We start from the raw sequence: 20,307 nt of genomic DNA, 5'->3' as shown, positions 1-20,307 counted from the left end.
GCTTACTTTTGCATTTCATCGGTATTTGGTGCTAAAAAAAGAGATATAGAGGTGAGTTTTGAGATTAGATTACCGTTGTTTGAGGGGCCGTTCGACCTGTTGCTTTTCTTTATCGAGCGCGATGAGCTGGATATCCATGATATTCCGATCTTTAAAATCACAAACGACTTCATGGCGTATGTGCGGGAACTGGAGCACCTGAACATCGAGGTGGCCAGCGATTTTATCCTGACGGCTGCCACGCTCATGCGCATTAAAGCCAAAATGCTGTTGCCGCGCACCGAAAAAGACGAGGAAGGAAACGAAATAGATCCGCGTAAGGAGCTGGTACAGCACCTGCTGGAGTACAAAAAATACAAAAGCGTGCTGAGCGACCTGGCCCTGATGGAGGAAATGCGGATGAGCCAGGAGAGCCGCGGCAACATTGAGGAGGAAGTGCTGCAGATTGCCAATGCCAACCATTTCGAGTACGAGCTGCAGGACCTGAGCCTTTACAAACTCATGCGGGTGTTTGGCAAAGTGATGCAGCGCTACGACGAAGAGCAGCAGAAACCGAAGCATACCGTCATCACCTACCCCTATACCATCGAAGATCAGAAAGCTTTTATCCTGAAAGAAGTGGTGCAGCGGCAGCGCATCTCCTTCTCCGAAATAACCAGGACTTTCCCCGATAAGATTGGCATGATTTTTAACTTCCTGGCCATACTCGAGATGCTGCAGCTTAACCTGGTCGGGGTAGAGGTAGGCGAGGGTTTCAACGATTTTACCCTGACCATAGCCGAGGGCGATGCCAACCAGGTGACACAACTGCATTTGTCTTAGCAGACGCTGCCATAACTGTTAGCATGCAAAACCGTTTGCTGATTTGCAGAGTAGTTAGAGCATGTTTAAATTCCGTCCTTTGCGCTGCAAATTGCCCGGAAAGGAACCTGACTTCATTTTTTTCTCGCACCATAGCGCTGCTATGCTGCTCAAAAAACATTTCGTCAGAACCCTTCCCAAACAATTTTCGCTTGCAAAAACGAAATTTAAACATACTCTTATATAGTTTTACAGGCCTGCCTCCTGTTCGTGCTGAAAACGGCAGGCTGCCAACTGACCTACATGGATCAAAATAAAAAGACGATACTTAAAAGCTTTAGTCCGGTCAAGATCCTGATTCCGGTTTTGCTGGGATTAGCAGCTACGGCATGGCTTTTTATAAAAGACGATAAACTGGGCGACCTGAAGGGGATCACCGAAGCGCACATCGGCTGGCTGCTGGCCTCGCTGCTGGTGCTGGTTATCCGCGACCTGGGCTACATGTACCGCATCCGGAGCCTGACCGACAAATTCCTGACCTGGCGCAACAGCCTCGATGTGATCATGCTCTGGGAATTTGCCTCTGCTATTACACCCTCGGTGGTGGGCGGTACAACCGTAGCTACCATTATCCTGAACAAAGAAGGTATTCCGCTGGGCAAGTCGCTGGCCTACATCATGCTCACGGCCGTGCTCGACAATATGTTTTTTATTATTGCCGCTCCCATTGCGCTGCTGGCCACACAAGGCGAGGTGTTCCCTACCTTCAACCTCGATCCTTCGGATGTAGCCAAACTAAAATCGGCTTTTTACATCAGCTACGGCCTCATTGCCCTCTACACCTTCCTGATGATTTTTGCGCTCTTTGTCAGGCCCCGCGGCTTTAAATGGCTTTTGCTCAAAATCACCTCTTTCAAGTACCTGCGGAGGTGGCGGGTAAGTGCTTTTCAGCATGGCAACGAAATAATATGGGCTTCGCAGCAGTTAAAAGGCAAGAATTTTAACTACTGGGCCCGCGCCATCATCTCCACCATCTTTGTATGGTGTGCCCGCTATTTCCTGCTCAACTGCCTGATTGCCGCTTTCACGGACGTAACGCTGGCCGAGCACCTGCTCATCATTTCGCGCAACCTCATCTTCTGGATTGTGATGCTCATTGCCATTACGCCCGGTGGTGCCGGTATCGTTGAGATGGCTTTCCCAAGCTTCTTCGGGTTGTTCCTGGGCAGTTTCAGCAACATCGTGGTGGTGCTCTACCGCCTGATCACCTATTACCCGTACCTGGTGCTGGGCTCCATCTTCCTCCCCCGCTGGATCGCCAAAGTCTTCGGGCGCCAGCAGCAGGAGAACGAGGTGAAGATAGGGTGAGCAAACCATTTTTGAAGGAGCGGGTAAGCGGTAGCTGCAGCTACTACCAGTTCCTTAACAGAACAAGGTAACAGCCGTATGCACCTGTACAGGCCAACGATGCAGGCTAAATGATAATGGAAACCATCCTGACGAATAGTAAATTTTTCGTTGTTGTTGCTATTGCCCTTTTCGGCTGCAGAACATCAGGCGGAGATGAAATAGCGGCAGATGAAATTGCCTATACCAACCAGGGAGAGTACGAGAAGCAGCTGATAAAAGAGTACTTCCGGGAGAAGTATGCGCCTGGCACTTATGCAAAATTTGAAGGCCTGATCCTGCGGGACTCGCTGGACGAGTTTGGTGTGATTTATTTTGATGAGCTAAGGCTAAAACTGCGCGTTGAGAAGGAAGCTTATAAATTAATTTTCACGAAAAATATCCTTAACCCGAATTACCTTTATATCATCAGGAAAAAGTCGTTAACCGTTTGTTGCTTTAAGGAGTTGACGTACCTGGAAAGGAAGGGCACCCAGAGGAGGTTCAGGTTCTGGGTTTATGAGGAAGGCTTTGCAAATCCGTCGGAGTATCTGCTGGAACTCACCAATAAGCATGCAACTGATAATACCGGCTTAACAGAGTTTCTGGGTGATGCCGTCGTAACCCACCTGTCGGAGCCTCGAATCGTTATTTAGCCGGCCCCGGCGCTTTTCCCGGCTGATGTATCACTCTATAATGACATGATCGTACACCCATGAAAGCCATCATCATAGGAGGAGGTATCGGCGGCTTATGTACTGCCCTTGCCCTGCAGCAAACCGGAGCCGACGTTACTGTTTACGAAGCAGCCCCGCATATCAAACCTGTGGGTGCAGGTATCGGGCTGGCAGCAAATGCCATGCAGGGCTTAGCCAGGTTAGGAGTAGCCGAGGAAGTGGTGGCCAGGGGCAGGCAACTGAAAGCGCTCACCATCTTCGACGAGAAAGGCGGCATTATCAGCGATTTCGATACCCGTCCCCTGAGCAAGAAGTACGGCATCAACAACTTTGTCATTCACCGGGCCGACCTGCACGAGGTGCTTTACCGCCACCTGAAGCCCGGTACCGTGCAGCTGGGCAAGCGCTGCCAACAGGTGCGGCAACAGGACGGGCAGGTGCAGGTTACGTTTGCAGATGCCACCACAGCCACTGCGGATCTGCTTATTGCCGCCGACGGCATCAACTCTTTGGTGCGGCAGGCCCTGTTGCCGCAGCGCAGGCCCCGCTACGCCGGCTACACCTGCTGGCGCGGCGTTACCGAAAATCCGGGTGCTGCCATCAACACAGCCATCTCTGCCGAAACCTGGGCGCCGCAGGGGCGGGTGGGGATCGCGCCCCTGCAGGACAACAAAATCTACTGGTATGTGTGCATCAACGCCCCCGAACGTGATCCGCACATGCAACAGCTTACGCCAACACAGCTGGCGGAGCGCTTTGCCACTTTACCCCCTGCTATACCTGCCATCCTGGGTGCTACCAAACCCGAAGAAATCATCTGGAACGACATTGCCGACCTGGAGCCGCTGAAGCAGTTTGTGTTCGGGCGCATCGTGCTGCTCGGCGATGCCGCCCATGCCACCACCCCCAACATGGGCCAGGGCGCCTGCCAGGCCATTGAAGATGCCGTGGTGCTGCGCAACTGCCTGCAGCAGCAGACAAGCCTGGCGTCGGCGCTGCAGCAGTACGAAAAACGCCGTCTGGCCCGTACGGCCAAAGTCATTCGCCTGTCGCGGCTGCTGGGGGAGGTGGCGCAATGGCAGAACCCGGTGCTGTGCCGTGTGCGCAACCTGCTTTTCCGTCTCATGCCCAAATTCTCTACCCAAAGCCAGATGGAGTGGCTCTACCGCGTCGATTTCTGATGTAGCTGTTTTTTCAAGAGGAGCAGTGGCTGTGGTGGCAGGAGCAGTAATGTTTTTTAGGCCCCTGTAACCGCTTTTTTGCCCTTTTCAGAAGATAATGCTGAAGAAGGAGAAACTTTTTTTTCTAATTGTATGTATATACATTAAATGTTTATACATTTGTGATAGAAACAACAATCAAAACTTAAACACTATACCTATGGCAACGCAAGAAACAACAGTAGCGACAAACGTAAAATGGGCAGTAGACCCAACACACAGCGAAGTACAGTTTAAGGTAAAACACCTGATGATTACCACCGTAACAGGTTACTTCAAAAGCTTTAACATCGAAGCCGAAACCGAAGACGGTCAGTTCACGAGTGCTGACAGCGTGGTGTTTACCGCCGACGTCAACTCCATCAGCACCAACAACGACCAGCGCGACACGCACCTGAAGTCAGCTGATTTCTTTGATGCAGAAAATCATAGCGAAATCCGCTTTGTGGGCACCAGGTACGAAAAAGTAAGCGGCGACGACTACAAACTGCACGGCGACCTGACCATCAAAGGCATTACCAAACCGGTAACGGTAAACGTGGAATTCGGTGGTATTGTGGTAGACCCGTATGGCCAGACAAAAGCCGGCTTTACGGTAAGTGGTAAAATCAGCCGCCAAGAGTTTGGCTTAACCTGGAATGCCGTAACCGAAGCTGGCAGCGTAGTGGTAAGCGACGAAATTAAACTGCACGCCGAAGTGCAGCTGGTAAAACAAGCTTAAGCTCATCCTGCATAGAGCAGCGGCTGGCTAACTGAACTTGGTATCCAGCCGCTGCTTTTCTTTTATTTACCCGCTGTACCGGGTTTGTCCTTTATGAGTACCAGGCGGAAAAGATGCAACAAGTTTTTCGTTCCGGCATATACATTATAAATAAAACGAACATGGAAGACAGAATATTAGGCCTGCACCACATTACGGCGATAGCCGACCAGGCTAAACGCAACTTAGACTTCTACATCAACGTGCTCGGGCTTCGCCTGCTCAAAAAGACCGTCAATTTCGACGACCCGGGTACTTACCACCTGTACTATGGCGATGAGCGCGGCAGCGCGGGTACTATCCTGACTTTCTTCCCTTACGAAGGCGCCCGCCGCGGCAGGCCAGGAGCCGGTATGGCCACGCAAATTGGCTATGCAGTGCCCGAAGGAAGCTTCGACTTCTGGATGGACCGCTTTGCAGCCCTCGACGTGCATTTTGATATGCCATCAGAAAAATTCGGCGAGCAGATACTGGCCTTCCGCGACCCGGACGGGCTGCAACTGGAACTGGTGGTGCCTGAAAGTGCCGACGACCGCAAACCCTGGGAAACTGCTGAAGTAAACGCCGGTGTAGCAACACGTGGCTTCCACAGCGTTACGCTTACCTTAAACGACGTGAAACCTACAGCCGCGGTACTGACAGATATTTTTGGGTATAAGCTGTTGGAGCAACAGGGCAACCGCTACCGCTACATCACCGACGCTGTTGGTACGGCCGCCATCATCGACATTTTAGAAGTTCCGAACGCACCACGCGGTGTGGGAGGTGCCGGTACAAACCACCACATCGCCTTCCGGGTGAAGAACGAAGAAATCCTGATGGCTTTCCACGAGAAGGTGGCCAGCAGCGGCCTCAACATCACGAACAAAATAGACCGTAATTACTTCTATTCGCTTTATTTCCGGGAGCCGGGCGGCGTGCTGTTCGAAATAGCCACTGATAACCCGGGCTTCGGGATAGACGAACCTTTCGATAAACTGGGCTCCAGTCTGCTTCTGCCGCCACAGTACGAGGCTAACAGGGCCCAGATTGAAGCCGTGCTGCCAAAGCTGAACTAAAACCGGAAGCGCTTAATTTATGCACCTGCCGCTTCGGCACCGCATGTACAGCAGGTGTGGCTGTGGTGGCTGCAGGTGCAAAGGAAAATCAGTAACTACAAGGAAAGCTTTAAGAGCAAGGCCGCTATGTATACACACGAAAAGAAAATCATTACCCGGGGCAAACCGCTGGAGCAGGCAGGCAAAGCGCTCATCATGGTGCATGGCCGGGGAGCTACCGCCGAAAGTATTCTGTCGCTGAAAGACTATTTAGACGTGGCTGATTTCACGCTGCTGGCGCCGCAGGCTACCAACCACAGCTGGTACCCCTACAGCTTTATGGCCCCTGCGGCACAAAACCAGCCTGCCCTCGGCTCAGCCCTGGAGCTGCTGCACGAAACGGTGCAGCAGGTGCTGGACAGCGGCATCAGCAGCAAAAATATTTACCTGCTCGGTTTCTCACAGGGCGCCTGCCTTACCTCCGAATACGCCACCCGCCACGCCCAACGCTACGGCGGTCTGTTCCTCTTCACCGGCGGCCTAATCGGGCAGCAGCTGGATACGAGCAACTACCAGGGCACCTTCGACGGCACACCCGTCCTCATCACCACCGGCGATCCTGATCCGCATGTGCCGGTGAGCCGTGTAGAGGAAACGGTTAACATTATGGAGGAAATGGGAGCTGTTGTGAAGAAGAAAATCTACAAAGGCCGTCCGCACACCATCCTGCAGGAAGAACTGGACCTGGCGAATGCGATTCTGGCGAAGGGGTAGCCTCCTGCAGAAAGTCAACGACCTCGCAGCGTCTTCCAGACCTGCGAGTGTCTTATTTGCTACGCAGCTACAACCGCAGAAACAGTAAAGCAATAAATTAAAATTACAAGACTCCTGTAGCTTCTGCTATCCCCGAAGACGCTCGCAGGTCTTAAAGACGCTGCGAGGTCTGTAGCTGCTGCCACCATTGCCTCTGCTCAACCTTAACCGTGCTTCTGAAGTATTTTACTCGTACAGTTGCTGCTTTCATCAACAACTGCACAAAATCAGAAGTCCATGTTCATGCCAGCTACCGATTTTCCGTTTAGCCTCCTCCTTCGTCTGTTGTTTCAGGTTGGAAAAGCGTTCAGGAGCAGCAGGTGGTTGTTGCTGGCAATTGGTACTGCTGCCATCACGCATACGGCAGTTGCACAAACAGACACTACAGGAGCCTCTCAAAATACCGGCAAGCAGGAGGACCTTTTCTCAGTTGGAGCAGGAGCGCAGTACGGGTTTATCTTTGCCCATTCCGAGGATGTGCAGAATACGAGTGGCGCACGCCCCATTGGTGTGGAGTTTATCCTGAGCTGGCAGAGCAACGATGCCCCCACCTGGAGCCTCTGCAACTGCTTCCCCCGCAAAGGGTTGCTGCTCAACTATTACGATTTTGATGTCGCCCTGCTGGGGAAGGGAGCTACGGCCGCTTACTTCCTGGAACCCACCTATCGTATTACTGACCGTGCCTTCTTCGCCTTTAAAGGAGCTGCAGGACTCTCGTACCTCACCAATCCCTTCGACAGCACCAGCAACCCCACCAACCAATCGTACAGCACCGCCATCAACGGCTACCTCTTGTTTGGGGTGGGCGCCTGGTTTCGGGTGAGCGAGCGCTGGTGGCTAAATCCTTCGGTTAATTACCAGCACATCTCGAATGGCGGCACCAAAAAGCCCAACAAAGGCATCAACTGGCCCACGGCAGGGGTGGCAATCAGTTACCAGCCGCAGTTCAGACCTTACTACACCGGCACCCGCACAAAAGAAAAGTTCTGGAAAGACTACTCGCCCCGCTGGGATATTGGCTTGATGGGCGCCGCCAGGAGAGGGTACGATGTGGAGGGGCAGCGCATCCGGTCGCCGCTGGTGGGGGTATTTGCGCAGGGGGCGAAGCAGGTGGGGCGCGTCAGTGCCCTCACGCTGGGAGCAGAAGTTTACCGCGATGGCGAACTCCGGAACCTGCTAAGCAAAGAGTCGATAGATGCCAGTCCCGTGAAAGCCGGTGTGATGGCAGGGCATGAGTTTATTTTGGGCAAATTCCTGTTCAGCCAGCGCCTGGGCTATTATGTGTTCGACCAGACGCCTTACTACGACCAGCTGTTTCACCGTTGGGGGCTGCTGTACCGGGTAAACCGCCACCTGGGAGCAGGCTTCAGTCTGCTGGCCCACCGGCAGGTAGCAGAATATATAGATTTCCGGGTTACTTATTCGTTTCAGAAGCGGTATGAGTAGGGGATGAGCAACTCATCTACACAAACCACACATCCTCCGCAGCGAGATCTAAGTTAATGGTGTCGCCTGCTGCAAAATTCCGGTCGCCTGTTCGCACCGTTACAGTACTTCCCGGGACCTGCACTTCCAGTTCATAGTGGCTGCCAAAGAAATTGACCTGTGTTACTTCACCGGCGATGCCTTGTCCGGCTGTTAGGAGCTTAAAAGCTTCCGGGCGGATAAGCATACTTTTGTCTGTTGATGGGACGGAGATGCCGGGTAGAGCAGCAAAGGCTTTGGTGGCTGCAGCAGAAAGCAAATTATAGTTGCCAAAGAGGGAGGCGGCGTATTCGTTGACCGGGTGCCGATACACCAGCTCCGGCGTTCCCCGCTGGATTACCTGCCCCTCCTGCAGCACCAGGATTTCGTCGGCCCACGAAAGCGTGTCGTGCGGGTCGTGCGACACCAGGATGCAGGTGATGCCCAGTTTCTCGCTGATGTCGCGGATAACGGCTTTGAGCGTGTTCTTATGGGTGATGTTCAGGTTCGAGAACGGCTCGTCGAGGAGCAGGAGGCGGGGGTGCGACGTAAGCAGCCGCGCCAGTGCAATCCGCTGGCGTTCGCCGCCCGACAGCTGGTTTGTTTTCCGCTCCAGCAGGTGCGTTATCCGGCACACCTCGTACAGCAGCTGCGCCTCCGCCGCCGACTGCTTGTTGGCATACCGCAGCACCTGCTCCACCCGCAGAAACTGCGCCAGCTCAAACTGCTGCGACAGGTACGCAATATCCGGGTGCCCCGGCACCAGTTTCTCCACCGGCCCGATTACCTTCTTGTTGTTGAACAGCACCTCGCCCGCCGTGGGCTCCACGAGTCCGGCAATAGTCTGCAGCAGTGTACTTTTGCCTGAACCTGTTTCGCCGGCAATGGCTATTTTTTGGAAGGGCTCCTGCGAAAACGTGACATCCTGCAGGGCAAACTTACTGTTTTCCTTTACACTTATTCCGGATACTGTTAGTAGGCTCATGGTTTTTGGAATTGTAGACCTGAGGCAGATGACAGAAAACAGACAGTTTCTTGTCTCCCTCCAATGCTATTTTTATAAAAGCAAATCCGAAACGGGTGCGCTGGTGCGAGCTTGTAGCTCGTACCTTCACTTTCCAGACTAATTTGCTCCGGTTTTACATACATCACCTAATTTGTGCGTGGTATGTAAGTACGAGCTACAAGCTCGCACCAGCGGATGAAAGTATTTACGGTTGCAGCAAATAAAACTTGTTTGCGCTGCTGCTAAAACCCAAGAGGTTACTGTGCTTGTTGGTGAAAAACACACAACAAGGGCTACGGCACCTGCCTTCACAGCGCTTAAGTTGATGGCATTGGGTCGCGACCTGTCCCTACACCATATCCTGTTAACAAACAGAAAAGCCAGCTTCAGCAGCTGGCTTTTCTTATTCTACAAAATTACTGCGCTTCAACGGCAGCAATTTAACAATCAAATTAAGCTAACTCTTTTGCTACCAGGTCGTGCTGCATCAGGTACTCGGCAATTTGTACCGCGTTGGTAGCAGCGCCTTTGCGCAGGTTGTCGGCTACAATCCACATGTTCACGGTGCGTGGCTGGGTTTCGTCGAGGCGTACGCGGCCTACGAAAACTTCGTCTTTGCCGTGGGCATCCTGTGGCATCGGGTATTTCAGGTTTTTCACATCGTCTACTACTACCACACCTTCTGTTTCGTTCAGGATACGGTAGATATCATCCAGCGTAAAGTCTTTTTCGAACTCCACGTTAACCGACTCCGAGTGGCCGCCCATAACGGGGATACGCACTGTTGTAGCTGTTACACGGATAGAGTCGTCGCCCATGATCTTTTTCGTTTCCTTGATCATTTTCATCTCCTCTTTGGTGTAGCCGTTGTCGGTGAACACGTCGATGTGCGGCAGCACGTTCAGGTCGATACGGTACGGATAGGCCATTTCGCCTTCTTTACCGGCACGTTCGTTCATCATCTGGTCAACCGCTTTCTTACCAGTACCGGTTACAGACTGGTAGGTGCTTACCACGATGCGCTTGATTTTCAGCTCTTCGTGCAGCTTGTTCAGGGCCACTACCATCTGGATGGTAGAGCAGTTCGGGTTGGCAATGATTTTGTCTTCTTTCGTAAGTTCTTTTGCGTTAATCTCAGGCACTACCAGTTTTTTGGTAGGGTCCATGCGCCAGGCAGAAGAGTTGTCTACTACCGTGATGCCTGCTTCTGCAAACTTAGGCGCCCACTCGGTAGAGGTACCGCCGCCGGCAGAGAAAATCGCAATTTGCGGGGCAGCTGCAATCGCATCCTGCATCCCGATAACCTTTATCTGTTTACCCTTAAACTCCATTTCCTTACCAACAGACTTCTCTGAAGCAACCAACAATAATTCTGTTACCGGGAAGTTACGTTCTTCCAGCACTTTTAAAATCTCGCCGCCAACTAGTCCTGTGGCGCCTACAACTGCTACTTTCATGGTTTAAGTTTATAAATAGATAAATGGTTAAGCTTGTTTGTTTTGGCGTGCATTGCTGTACGGCCTGTTACTGTGTAACACACAGCGGCAACTAAAAATTGCAGCACCAGCACTTTCTTTTAGCCTAATTGCTGTTGTTCCCGTAAAAGTCCTAAAATTTAAAACAAGAATCAAGTACAGGCGGTGCCAGCGCTTCGCGCACGCGGGTGCAAAGTAAATAAGTTTTTACCACATTTCTACACATGAAACAAACTTTACTTGTTCTGCTTCTGCTATTTCCGTATTTTTTGAAGGCCCAGCTCCGCGACAATTTCTCAGACGGCAACTTCGCGAGCAACCCCGCCTGGTCGGGCAACACCGAAAGCTTCCAGGTGAACACGGCAGGGCAGTTGCAGAGCAACGGACCAGCCGTTACCGGCAGCACCCTCGTCCTCACCACCCCTTCGCAGGCAGTTTCCGGCACCGTATGGGAGTTCTGGGCGAACCTGAAGCTGGCCACCTCCTCGGGTAACTACGCCGATATCTTCCTGATTTCCGATTCCGATGATTTGCAGGGCAGCAACAGCGGCTATTTTGTGCGCATCGGCGGTACGCCCGACGAGGTGAGTTTGTTCCGCAAAGACAAAGGCGGTAGCGGCGTGTATGTGATTAACGGGCAGGACGGCACCATCGGCAGCAGTTCCAACAATGTGGTGCGGGTGCGCGTAACCCGGAGCAGCAGCTACGAGTGGCAGCTGGAGATTGACCTGACGGGCACCGGGGAGAGCTACATGAGCCAGGGCACTGCCACCGACGCCACCTACAAGCGCTCCAGTTTCTTCGGGTTGCTGCTGCGCTATTCCTCCGCCAACAGCCGCAACTTTTACTTTGATGACTTTGTGGTGACGGACCAGCAGCCGCCGGTACTGGAGACGGTGCGTACGCTGAGCGCAACTGAGCTGGAGCTGATTTTTAGCGAGCCGCTGCGGCCGCAGGAAGCGCAGACAATCAGCAACTACACCTTGAATGGTACTGCACCACCCACCACAGCCACTCTTGCTGAAGACGGCACCGTGCGGCTGACGTTTACACAACCCTTCCGCAACGGAAACAACAGCATCCGCATCAGTGGCCTTGCCGACCTCTACGGCAACACGATGCCTGCTCCTGCCGAAGCTACCTTTGCCTTTGTACTCCCTGCCGTGCTGCCGGGCTACAACGAAGTGCTCATTACCGAAATAATGGCGCGCGAAACACCTGCTGTCGGCTTACCGGCACAGGAATATATCGAGCTCTACAACCCTACGGAGCGGGTACTTACGCTGCAGGGCATCCGCTACTCCGATGCGACCTCTACTACCACACTGCCCAATGTGCAACTGCAGCCGAAGGAGTATGCGGTGGTGGTGCCGAATGCGCAGGTGGCGAATTTTACCCAGTTTGGCAGGGTGATTGGCATCAGCAATTTCCCGTCGCTCAACAACACCGGCGAACTGCTGCAGCTGCGCCAGCCCAATGGCCGCCTCATTTACGCCGTTAACTACAGCGATGCCTGGTACAAGAATAGCAGCAAAAGCAATGGTGGCTGGAGCTTAGAGATGATTGACGTGACCAATCCCTGTGCGGGAGGTGAAAACTGGATGGCCGCTGCTGATGCGCGTGGCGGTACGCCTGCCCAGGCCAACTCTGTAGCTGCTTCTGTTCCGGATAACACACCGCCTGCCCTGTTAGCAGCTACGCCGCTTGCTCCTGACAGGCTGCTGCTCCGTTTCAACGAGCGCCTCGACAGTCTGCAGGCCGTCAGCAGCAGTAACTACAGCCTCAGCCCCAGCGTGGTTGTGGCGCAGGCGCTGGTGCGGGGGCCGCTGTTTACGGAGGTGGAGCTGCAACTGGCCGCACCGCTGCAGGTAAACCAGCTCTACACCCTCACCGTCACCGGCATCCGCGACTGTGCCGGTAACCTGGGGAGCCAGCCGTTGCAGGTAGCTTTTGCTTTGCCTGCGGCTCCCGCGCCCGGCGATGTGGTGATAAATGAAGTGCTGTTCAACCCGCGCAGCGGTGGTTCCGATTTTGTAGAGCTGGTGAACCGGAGCAGCAAGTACCTCGACCTGCAGCACTGGCAACTGGCCAACGTCAGCAGCGACAGCATTGCCAATTTCCGCACCATCACCACCGCCAACTATGTGCTGGCACCGGGGCAGTACGTGGTGCTGACTTCCAGCCCCGACAACATCAAAACCAACTACCCCGCCGCCCGCGAAGAAACTTTCCTGCGCATGAGCAGCCTCCCCTCGTACCCCGACGCTGCCGGAACGGTAGTGGTGCTGCAACCTGACAGCCGCATCGCCGACCGCTTCGACTATAACGCCAGCATGCATTTTAACCTGATTGATGACCAGAACGGGGTGTCGCTGGAGCGGATACGGCTGGAGGGACCGACGACAGGGAGTAATTTTCATTCTGCAGCTTCCACCGCAGGCTTTGCTACCCCCGGCTATCGTAATTCCCAATCGCAGGAGCGCATGGCAGCTTCCAACATCTTCACCATTGCCCCCCGCGTGTTCACCCCCGATGGCGACGGCATGGAGGATTTCACCACCATCAACTACAGCACCGATAAAACCGGCTTCGTGGCCAATATCACCATCTTCGATGCCAACGGCCGCGAAATACGAAAACTGGCCCGCAACGAGCTGCTCGCCACCAACGGCTTCTTCCGCTGGGACGGCCTCCGTACCGACGGCACCAAAGCTGCTGTTGGGTACTACCTCCTGTACATCGAGCTCTTCGACTTGAACGGGCAGATGCATGTGCACAAGGAAAAGGTGGTGGTAGGAGGACGGTAGGGGTACCCTTTACGGGTACCCAATCGTTGACCCTTTATGGGTACCCGATCGTTGATAAATTTCCTCCTATAATGGACCGCAGGTGATTGGGTACCCGTAAAGGGTACCCCTACTTAAAACTTTGCATCCATGGAATGATATCTTCCAGCATGGTTTCGAAAGACGTGTTGTGGGCTCCGCCGGGGATGGGGGTAAATGTAATATTCTTAGCTCCTCTGGCCTTTAACGCTGCAAAGGTTTTTTCGGAGTTGCTGTAAGGTACAATCATGTCGGCGGTGCCGTGGTAGAGGCGGGTGGGACTTTGGGGCGCCCAGTCCGTCAGGCTGTTGTCCTGCAGCGCCTGCTTGAATACCTGCTCCTTGTTGGCATCTTTCAGGCCGTTGAAAAAGGCTGGGGCAAAAAGGGTGGCTGGGTCGGGGTGCAGCTGGTTGTTGATGTCGCCGGCACGGTTGCTGCCGTTAAACAAGCCTGGCAAGCGCGAGGCGTAAGGCTCCTGGAACAGCTCCGAGAGCGGGCGCTTCCAGTCGTTGGTGTAGTTGTAGGCCTGCAGGATATAAGCCAGGTAGGCCGGGAAGGAATAGGGCTGGCCGGATGTAACATCGCTCAGCATGGCTGTTAAGTCGTAGCCACCGGCGCCGGCAGCCGAAGCAGTTACTTTCAGGCCGTGGGCCGGATTGGTTTCTATTTCTTTCTGGGCAGCCATCGTTACATAGCCGCCTTCCGAATAGCCTACCAGGAAAAGCTTGTTGTTGGTGGTTAAATTTTGCTCCTTATAAAAGGACCTGCCTGCCTTAAGCATGTCCACTACTGCCAGGGCAGAGTGCTTCTGGTCGTAGTAGGGGTGGAAAACGTTTTTCGATTCGCCAAACCCGATGTAATCCGGCATAAAGGTGATGTAGCCTGCCGCGGCAAGCAGCTCAAACCCGGAAACGTCGGTGCTGGCGGTGGGGGCTTCGCGGTGGGCGAAGATGGTGCCGTGTTGCGCACTGATAACAGGAGCCGGCGTTGTGATGCCAACCGGGATGCAAACCAGTCCGGAGGCTTTTATCTCTTTGCCCTGGTAGGAGGTGGTGTAAACCATTTTATAAACCGACACGCCATATTTCACCTGGTCGCTGTAGGTGCCGAAGCCCTGTGCGGTCAGGAGCGGCTTCAGGGTACTCAGGGGCACGGAAAGCAGCAGTTGAGACGACACATAGGGATCTTTGGCTGTTTCTGCAACAACCGGTGTCGGTTCAGCCTGGTTTTGCTGGCATGCTGTAAAGGAAGTAAGCAGTGCCAGCAGCAGGCTGTAGAGATATAATCGCTTTATCATAAGTACTTTAATTTCATTACGGAAGGCAAGCGCCTGTTCTGCTTCAACACAATTTGCTGCCGGTTAGTGCCATTGTTGCTGTCAGGGTGATGAGCAGTGGGTATGGTGGCGGGTGCAGCAAACTTCTCAACTGCTGTTGTTTGATAACACATTCGTTATCAGGACGTAATGAAGGGGAAAAGTGTTGAAGGATACCAAACAATTTACGTATGATAACGGCAGATTTAAATACCATCGCGTTAACCGAGTTTACCGCTAAATCAAAACCCGGACAAAAATGCAAAGCCGCATTTCCTTTGTTAGCGGTACATGGCACCTCCGCTTCAGCAGCAGTTTACATTGAGCTTGCCCCCGGTAACGAGTTGGGGCGGCACACCGATAGTGCCGAGGAAACGCTGCTGGTGTTAGAAGGAGAAGTAGAAGCAACCGTAGGAGACGAAAGCGGCAGGTTGGCGAAAGGCCAGTTAGCGGTCGTGCCCCGGATGGTGCCGCACAACCTCAAGAACCTGGGACAGGACACAGCCAGAGTACTGGGATTTTTTGGCGGCGCCAACAACATTGTAGCCACTTTTGATGAAGTGTGGCTGCCTACGAATACCAACACGGTCGATACCTCCCAGATGCAGTAGCAACCGTCTTTTTTTTAGTTTTTGTTTCTTCTGAAAGCCTTCAGCTGCTGCCACCAGAGCCTCAGCTGTTGCTGTATAAGCCATTTCAGTTCACCCGGATTTCACCTGCAGACCAGTAGAGCATGGTTTTGGCTTTGGCGTATTTGGCCTTCAGGGCAAAAAGCTTCAGTTGCGACTCCATCAGCTTCACCTCGCGGGAGTTTACCAGGAACAGCGAACTTTCGCCATTCTGGAAGCGGATAACTTCGCCGTTGCGCAGGGTGTTGGCATTCTCCACCATCCGCTCCTGCAGCCTGATTTGTTCTTCCAGCGCCTGCCACTCATTAAAAGCAGCCAGCAGGTTATTCTCGATCTCGCGGGTCGTCTGTACCAGTTCCAGGCTGTTGGCCTGCTGTTTGGCTTTGGTGAGCTGCAGCTTGCCACGCTCTTCGCGCAGGAACAGGGGCAGGCTGAAGCTCAGGCCCAGTTTGTAGTTGGCGCCCATGTACGGGCGCTCGAAGGCGTCGGGTTGCAGGTAAAAATCGCTTTGCAGTACATTGTATTCCGCGTTGAGTTTGGGAAGGAGCTTGTTGGCCGCAAAACGCTGCTCTACCTCCAGTTGCTGCCCCTTCAGGCTGAGTTTGCGCAGGTCGGGGTGGTTGGCTTTAGCAATGGCCAGGAGCTGCTGCACCGAGTCCTGGGGTAGTGCGGTAAGCTCGCTGCCGGTTAGTGCCGGTATGGTGCGTGCCTGTAGCTCCAGCGGGACCTGGTTTTCACCCCACAGGTGGGTGGCCACCATCAGCCGGGCATTGTTGTAGGCCAGTTGGGCCTGCTGCAGCATTACCTGCCGGTCCTGCACCGCCATGAGCGCCTCCACGGTATCGATGGCAGGCAAGTCGCCTTCCTGCACCCGTATGCGTACGCCCTGTAACCTGAAAGCGGCCAGGTCCACGGCCTCTTCATAAAGCGTTACCTCCCGGAAGTACAGCAGCCAGTCCCAGTAATCTTTGGTAGCCTGCAGCAACAGCTTGTTAATGAGCTTGACGCGCTCTGCTTCGGCAATGTCCTGCATCAGGTTGGCCTGCCGGATAATGGCCCGCCGCTCGTCGATGAACAGACCCTGGGCCAGCGGCACCGAGATGCCGGCAAAGCTTAAGCCTGCCGCTGGTGTGTTGTTTTCCGGGTTCAGGTACTGCCCGCGTGTCTGGTCGTAGCCTGCCTTTAGTACCGGGCCGAACCAGGTGGGAATTTCCAGGGTATTGGTCCAGAGGTGATAGTACTCTTTGCCGTTGTACTCTTTGCGGTAGAGTTTGGAGCTGATAACGGGGTCGAGGGCGCCGCGGGCCATGCGCAGTTCCTGGCGCGCCTGTTCGGTAAGCAGGGCAGCCTGTGAGGCAACCGGGTGGTACTGCAGGATGAGCCGGTGAAAATCCTGCAAGGTGAGCACCTGCGCCGTGTCCTGCGTCTGTGCCTGCCCTTTAGACAGGCAGGAGAGGAACAGTACCAGCGCCAGCAGCAACTTACGGATTCTGTGGTTTCGTATCATGCTTCAGGTTATTCGGAGTAGGTGGAGGCCGTTTCTTTCTTTTCCTTACTTTCTTTTGCGCCGGCTTTTGTGTCGCCGGTATAATCTGCCGGGAAGTTGTTGAGCTGGCGCCAGATTTCGTACCAGACAGGCACCGTGTTCAGCATGGCCCAGCCTTCCACACCGGAGCCTACGCGCAGGGCATCCGGCCATTCCTCCTGCCTGGGGTCCTGCACTACCAGCACACGGTACTTGCCGTTGGTGCCCGTGTTGTCTATTACCGCCACCTCGCCTCCGAACGTACCGAAGCTGGCGCCGGGCCAGCCGGAGAACACCAGGGCAGGCCAGCCTTCGAACTGCAGGCGCATATCGTCGCCGGGCTTTAGCAGCGGCAGGTCCAGGGCATCGATGTAGAGTTCGGCAGCCAGCTGCGGGTTGTGCGGCATAATGGTGGCCAGCGCTTCGCCTTCTTTCACGGTTTCGCCGATACCGGCTTTGAGCGTACGTACCAGGTAACCGGCCTGCGGCGCCACTACATAATAGTACTGGCTGCGGATTTGGGTGCTGTTGTATTCGCTCTGCAGCTTTGCCACCTCGGCCTGCGTGCCCAGCACGTAAGAGCGGGTGGCGTTCAGTTCCGCCTCGGCCTTAGCTATTTTGTCGGCATACTCTGCCTGCAGGGAGTTTAGTTCGGTGCGGGCATTCTGCAGTTCGGCGCGCGTAGCATCGTATTTGTTTTGCAGCGAGAGCAGCTTAGCCTGCGCTTCCTGCAGTTTCAGGCGGCGCTGCTCCAGCTCCGTCAGCGACTTCAGGCCCTGCTGGTAAAGGTTTTCCTGGCGGGCAAACTGTGCTTCGGCAATGGCCAGTTCGGTGCGCTGCGCCACCACATCCATGCTGTCGCTCTGCAGCTTCAGGCGGGTTTGCGCTACTTTGTTCCGGGCCTTCTGCAGGCTGAACACCAGGCCTTCGCGCAAGGCCTGTATCTGCTCCTGCATGGCTTTTGCCTTGGCTTCGGTGGCTTCGGCAGAACCCTGCTTCGCTTCCAGCTGCTCGTTGAGGTTGCTGAGCAGGTTAGGGTCCATGTACTTTTCCTTTATTTCGGATAAGGTGGCAATGGTGTCGCCTTTGTTTACCAGCGTGCCTTCCATGATATGCCAGGCCTCGATGCGGCCGGGAATAATGGCTTCCACGGTCTGTGGCCTGTCCTGTGGCGTGAGCGCTGTGAGTATTCCCTGCGAGCTGATGTTCTGGGTCCAGGGTAAAAAGAGGCAGAGCAACAGCACCAGGAAGATACCCGCAATCCAGTAGGTGAGGATGCGGCCCTGGCGGGGCGTCTGCACCTGCTTCATCGACTCCAGCTGCATTAAATCAGCCTCTTTTGTATCTTTTACTATCTTTGCCATGGCTGCTTAAACGGTCACTTCTGTTATTTCTTTCATTAAGGCGTGCCGGCTTACCTGTTCATAGGTGCCGGAAGCTACCAACTGTCCATCCTGCAGCAGCAGTGTCTGGTCGCAAAGCCCCATCACATCCAGGTCGTTCGATACGATAATCATGGTCCAGCTAAACTGCGGGCTGGCGAGGGTGCGCAGGAGGGTCATTTTTTCTTTTTTGCTCATGCCAATCCAGAAGTCGTCGATGATGAGCAGCTTCGGGCGGCCCACCAGGCTGCGTGCCATCACGATTTTTCGGGCCACACTGCCGGGAATGCGCAGGCTTCCGCCCACCAGGTACGATTGCAGCCCTTCCGGGAGCTCGTGCACAAAATCGCTGAGGCCCGCCAGGTCTGTCGCCCAGAGTACATCCTTTAGCGGCAGGTCGCGGCCCAGCGTTATGTTTTCGAGCAGCGTTCCGTCAAAAACCTGTTCTTTGGACATGTTATCGCCAATGAGGCTGCGCAGGTTGCCAATGTGCAGGTCGCGGAGCGATACGCCGCTGTACACAATGCTGCCTTCGTAAGACGGGTACAGGCCCAGCAGCAAACTGATGAGCGTGCTCTTGCCGGAGCTGTTGTAGCCCGCGAGGCAAACGCGCTGGGAGGGCTTGATGTCGAATGTGATGTTTTTCAGGGTTTCTTTCGCTGCGCCCGGGTAGGTGTAGTTCAGGCGTTGTACCTGTATGCCCAAGCCCGCGTCCAGTTGTAGTTCTGCGAGTTTAATGCCTTTCACTTCTTCGATCGGTAAGTCTGTTACATGCCCCAGCTTGTCGAGGCTGGTGAGCACGTCGTACACGGTATCCAGCTTAACGATAATTTTTTCGACCGCCGTCATGATGAGGATGATAACGATTTCGGAAGCTACGAACTGCCCGATGTTGATTTCCCGCTGCACTACCAGGATACAGCCCAGCACCAGCAAACCGCCCGTGATAACGGTTTTGAAGCCGACAAAGCTCAGGTACTGCGTCATGAGCACGCTGAAATGTTCTTTCCGTACTTTCAGGTAGTTGCTCACGTAGCCATCGGTGCGGGCTGTGGGCAGGTTGGTATGGCCTACCAGTTTAAAGGAACTCATGGAGCGGGCCAGCTCCTCGAGCCAGGCCACCAGTTTGTACTTGTACTTCGATTCCATGATGCTCGTGTCCACGCCTTTTTTGCCGGTTGCCCAGATAATGAACACCAGCACCACCACCAGGATGATCCCCAGGAAAATAAAGTAGGGGTGGTAAAGCGAAAGCAGGATCAGCCCGAACAGGATCTGGATTACAGCGGTAGAAAAATCAAGCAGGATTTTGGCTAAGCCCTTTTGCAGCGACACCACATCAAAAAAGCGGTTCATCAGCTCGGGGGGGTAGTACTTGTTCAGGGCTTCGGCCTGGAAGCGCGGGATGCGGTACACAAAGTCGAAGGCCGTCCGGGCAAAAATGCGCTGCTGCAGGTACTCTACCAGCCACAGCTGCATGACCTGCAGACCGCCCACAATGAGCAGCGCCAGAATGATAAGCCCGATAAGTACCACCACCGAAACCGAAATCTGCCCGCTCGATACAAAGCCGATAATACTCTGGATACCCAGCGGCAGCGCCAGACTGATAAGGCCCGCCGCCACGGCGTAGGTGTAGAGGTAGATGATCTCCCGTTTCTCGGTGCTCAGCAGGCTCAGGAAACGCTGCATGGGAGTTGCACGCGATTTTGTCGTTTTGTCAGCCATTTTACCTGGTATTCTTCTTTATATTTTTTGTCATTCTTTTTCCATAACAGCTAAGCAGCTCAACTGTTTGGCTTACGTAAGCCTGTTTAAACCGCTGCAAAGCTAACGAAACTTTTACTTGTAATAGTATTACTATCGTAAAAGTTTCATTAACTATCAAGGTTGTGTTTGGGCGACTTTTGCCGCGTAACTGTGCTGGTTATTTATAGGGCTACGTGCAGGAACGGTGTAGGTAAGGAAATTAGCTTTATTGACTGAGTTTCA

Annotated in this window: 16 protein-coding genes; 10 read left to right on the top strand and 6 right to left on the bottom strand. The window is 54.0% G+C overall.

All coding sequences use genetic code 11. The features are described from left to right. Window positions 1-51 precede the first annotated feature (51 nt). From DCW36_RS05765 to DCW36_RS05730, 8 genes are all read left to right on the top strand, one after another. On the top strand, window positions 52-822 hold the full coding sequence (locus DCW36_RS05765; protein ID WP_170312503.1) for a segregation and condensation protein A: 771 nt from the start codon (window positions 52-54) through the stop codon (window positions 820-822). Window positions 823-1,104: 282 nt separating this feature from the next. Beyond that, window positions 1,105-2,169: a lysylphosphatidylglycerol synthase transmembrane domain-containing protein gene (locus DCW36_RS05760; RefSeq protein ID WP_114777726.1), complete on the top strand. Its 1,065-nt coding sequence runs from the start codon at window positions 1,105-1,107 to the stop codon at window positions 2,167-2,169. 116 nt (window positions 2,170-2,285) lie between these two features. Then, window positions 2,286-2,843: a hypothetical protein gene (locus tag DCW36_RS05755; protein WP_125185083.1), complete on the top strand. Its 558-nt coding sequence runs from the start codon at window positions 2,286-2,288 to the stop codon at window positions 2,841-2,843. A 59-nt stretch (window positions 2,844-2,902) separates the two neighbouring features. Continuing rightward, a complete protein-coding gene (locus DCW36_RS05750; protein WP_114777401.1) occupies window positions 2,903-4,045 on the top strand; it encodes an FAD-dependent oxidoreductase in 1,143 nt (380 codons plus the stop codon). A gap of 199 nt (window positions 4,046-4,244) precedes the next feature. Continuing rightward, entirely contained in the window at window positions 4,245-4,805 is a 561-nt protein-coding gene (locus DCW36_RS05745) for a YceI family protein (RefSeq protein ID WP_114777400.1), read from the top strand. Between the two features lie 161 nt (window positions 4,806-4,966). Further along, a complete protein-coding gene (locus tag DCW36_RS05740; protein WP_114777399.1) occupies window positions 4,967-5,902 on the top strand; it encodes a ring-cleaving dioxygenase in 936 nt (311 codons plus the stop codon). 126 nt (window positions 5,903-6,028) lie between these two features. Then, complete coding sequence (locus DCW36_RS05735) at window positions 6,029-6,655, top strand: alpha/beta hydrolase (RefSeq protein WP_114777725.1); 627 nt, start codon at window positions 6,029-6,031, stop codon at window positions 6,653-6,655. 282 nt (window positions 6,656-6,937) lie between these two features. Further along, a complete protein-coding gene (locus DCW36_RS05730; protein ID WP_164891042.1) occupies window positions 6,938-8,140 on the top strand; it encodes an acyloxyacyl hydrolase in 1,203 nt (400 codons plus the stop codon). Window positions 8,141-8,156: 16 nt separating this feature from the next. Here the strand turns inward: DCW36_RS05730 and DCW36_RS05725 are convergent, their stop codons facing one another. Then, window positions 8,157-9,143 carry an ABC transporter ATP-binding protein gene (locus DCW36_RS05725; RefSeq protein WP_114777397.1) on the bottom strand — a complete coding sequence of 329 codons (987 nt, stop codon included), beginning with the start codon at window positions 9,141-9,143 and terminating at the stop codon, window positions 8,157-8,159. Window positions 9,144-9,616: 473 nt separating this feature from the next. Further along, window positions 9,617-10,621, bottom strand: coding sequence for an aspartate-semialdehyde dehydrogenase (locus DCW36_RS05720; protein ID WP_114777396.1), 1,005 nt, complete (start codon window positions 10,619-10,621; stop codon window positions 9,617-9,619). Between the two features lie 242 nt (window positions 10,622-10,863). Between DCW36_RS05720 and DCW36_RS05715 the strand changes: the two genes are divergently transcribed. Further along, window positions 10,864-13,446, top strand: a complete 2,583-nt coding sequence (locus tag DCW36_RS05715; RefSeq protein ID WP_114777395.1) for a lamin tail domain-containing protein — start codon at window positions 10,864-10,866, stop codon at window positions 13,444-13,446. A gap of 109 nt (window positions 13,447-13,555) precedes the next feature. On the opposite strand, the gene DCW36_RS05710 is transcribed toward DCW36_RS05715, so the two are convergent. Further along, a complete protein-coding gene (locus DCW36_RS05710) occupies window positions 13,556-14,761 on the bottom strand; it encodes an alpha/beta fold hydrolase (RefSeq protein ID WP_240676070.1) in 1,206 nt (401 codons plus the stop codon). A gap of 209 nt (window positions 14,762-14,970) precedes the next feature. Here DCW36_RS05710 and DCW36_RS05705 point away from each other — a divergent pair, with 209 nt between their 5' ends. Next, window positions 14,971-15,390, top strand: coding sequence for a cupin domain-containing protein (locus DCW36_RS05705; RefSeq protein ID WP_114777393.1), 420 nt, complete (start codon window positions 14,971-14,973; stop codon window positions 15,388-15,390). A gap of 85 nt (window positions 15,391-15,475) precedes the next feature. Here DCW36_RS05705 and DCW36_RS05700 read toward each other — a convergent pair whose 3' ends face one another. The 3 genes from DCW36_RS05700 to DCW36_RS05690 are packed head-to-tail and all read right to left on the bottom strand — an operon-like array spanning window position 15,476 to window position 20,043. Further along, window positions 15,476-16,915 (bottom strand): TolC family protein, encoded by a 1,440-nt coding sequence (locus DCW36_RS05700; protein ID WP_114777392.1) that lies wholly within the window; start codon window positions 16,913-16,915, stop codon window positions 15,476-15,478. Window positions 16,916-16,923: 8 nt separating this feature from the next. After that, complete coding sequence (locus tag DCW36_RS05695; protein ID WP_114777391.1) at window positions 16,924-18,297, bottom strand: HlyD family secretion protein; 1,374 nt, start codon at window positions 18,295-18,297, stop codon at window positions 16,924-16,926. Between the two features lie 6 nt (window positions 18,298-18,303). Then, complete coding sequence (locus DCW36_RS05690; RefSeq protein WP_240676069.1) at window positions 18,304-20,043, bottom strand: peptidase domain-containing ABC transporter; 1,740 nt, start codon at window positions 20,041-20,043, stop codon at window positions 18,304-18,306. Between the last annotated feature and the right edge of the window lie 264 nt (window positions 20,044-20,307).

This window comes from Botryobacter ruber, assembly GCF_003347595.2.
Classification (GTDB): Bacteria; Bacteroidota; Bacteroidia; order Cytophagales; family Hymenobacteraceae; genus Pontibacter; species Pontibacter ruber_A.
Note: the sequence above shows the minus strand (reverse complement) of the source record. Positions and strands in the feature narration are given on the sequence as shown.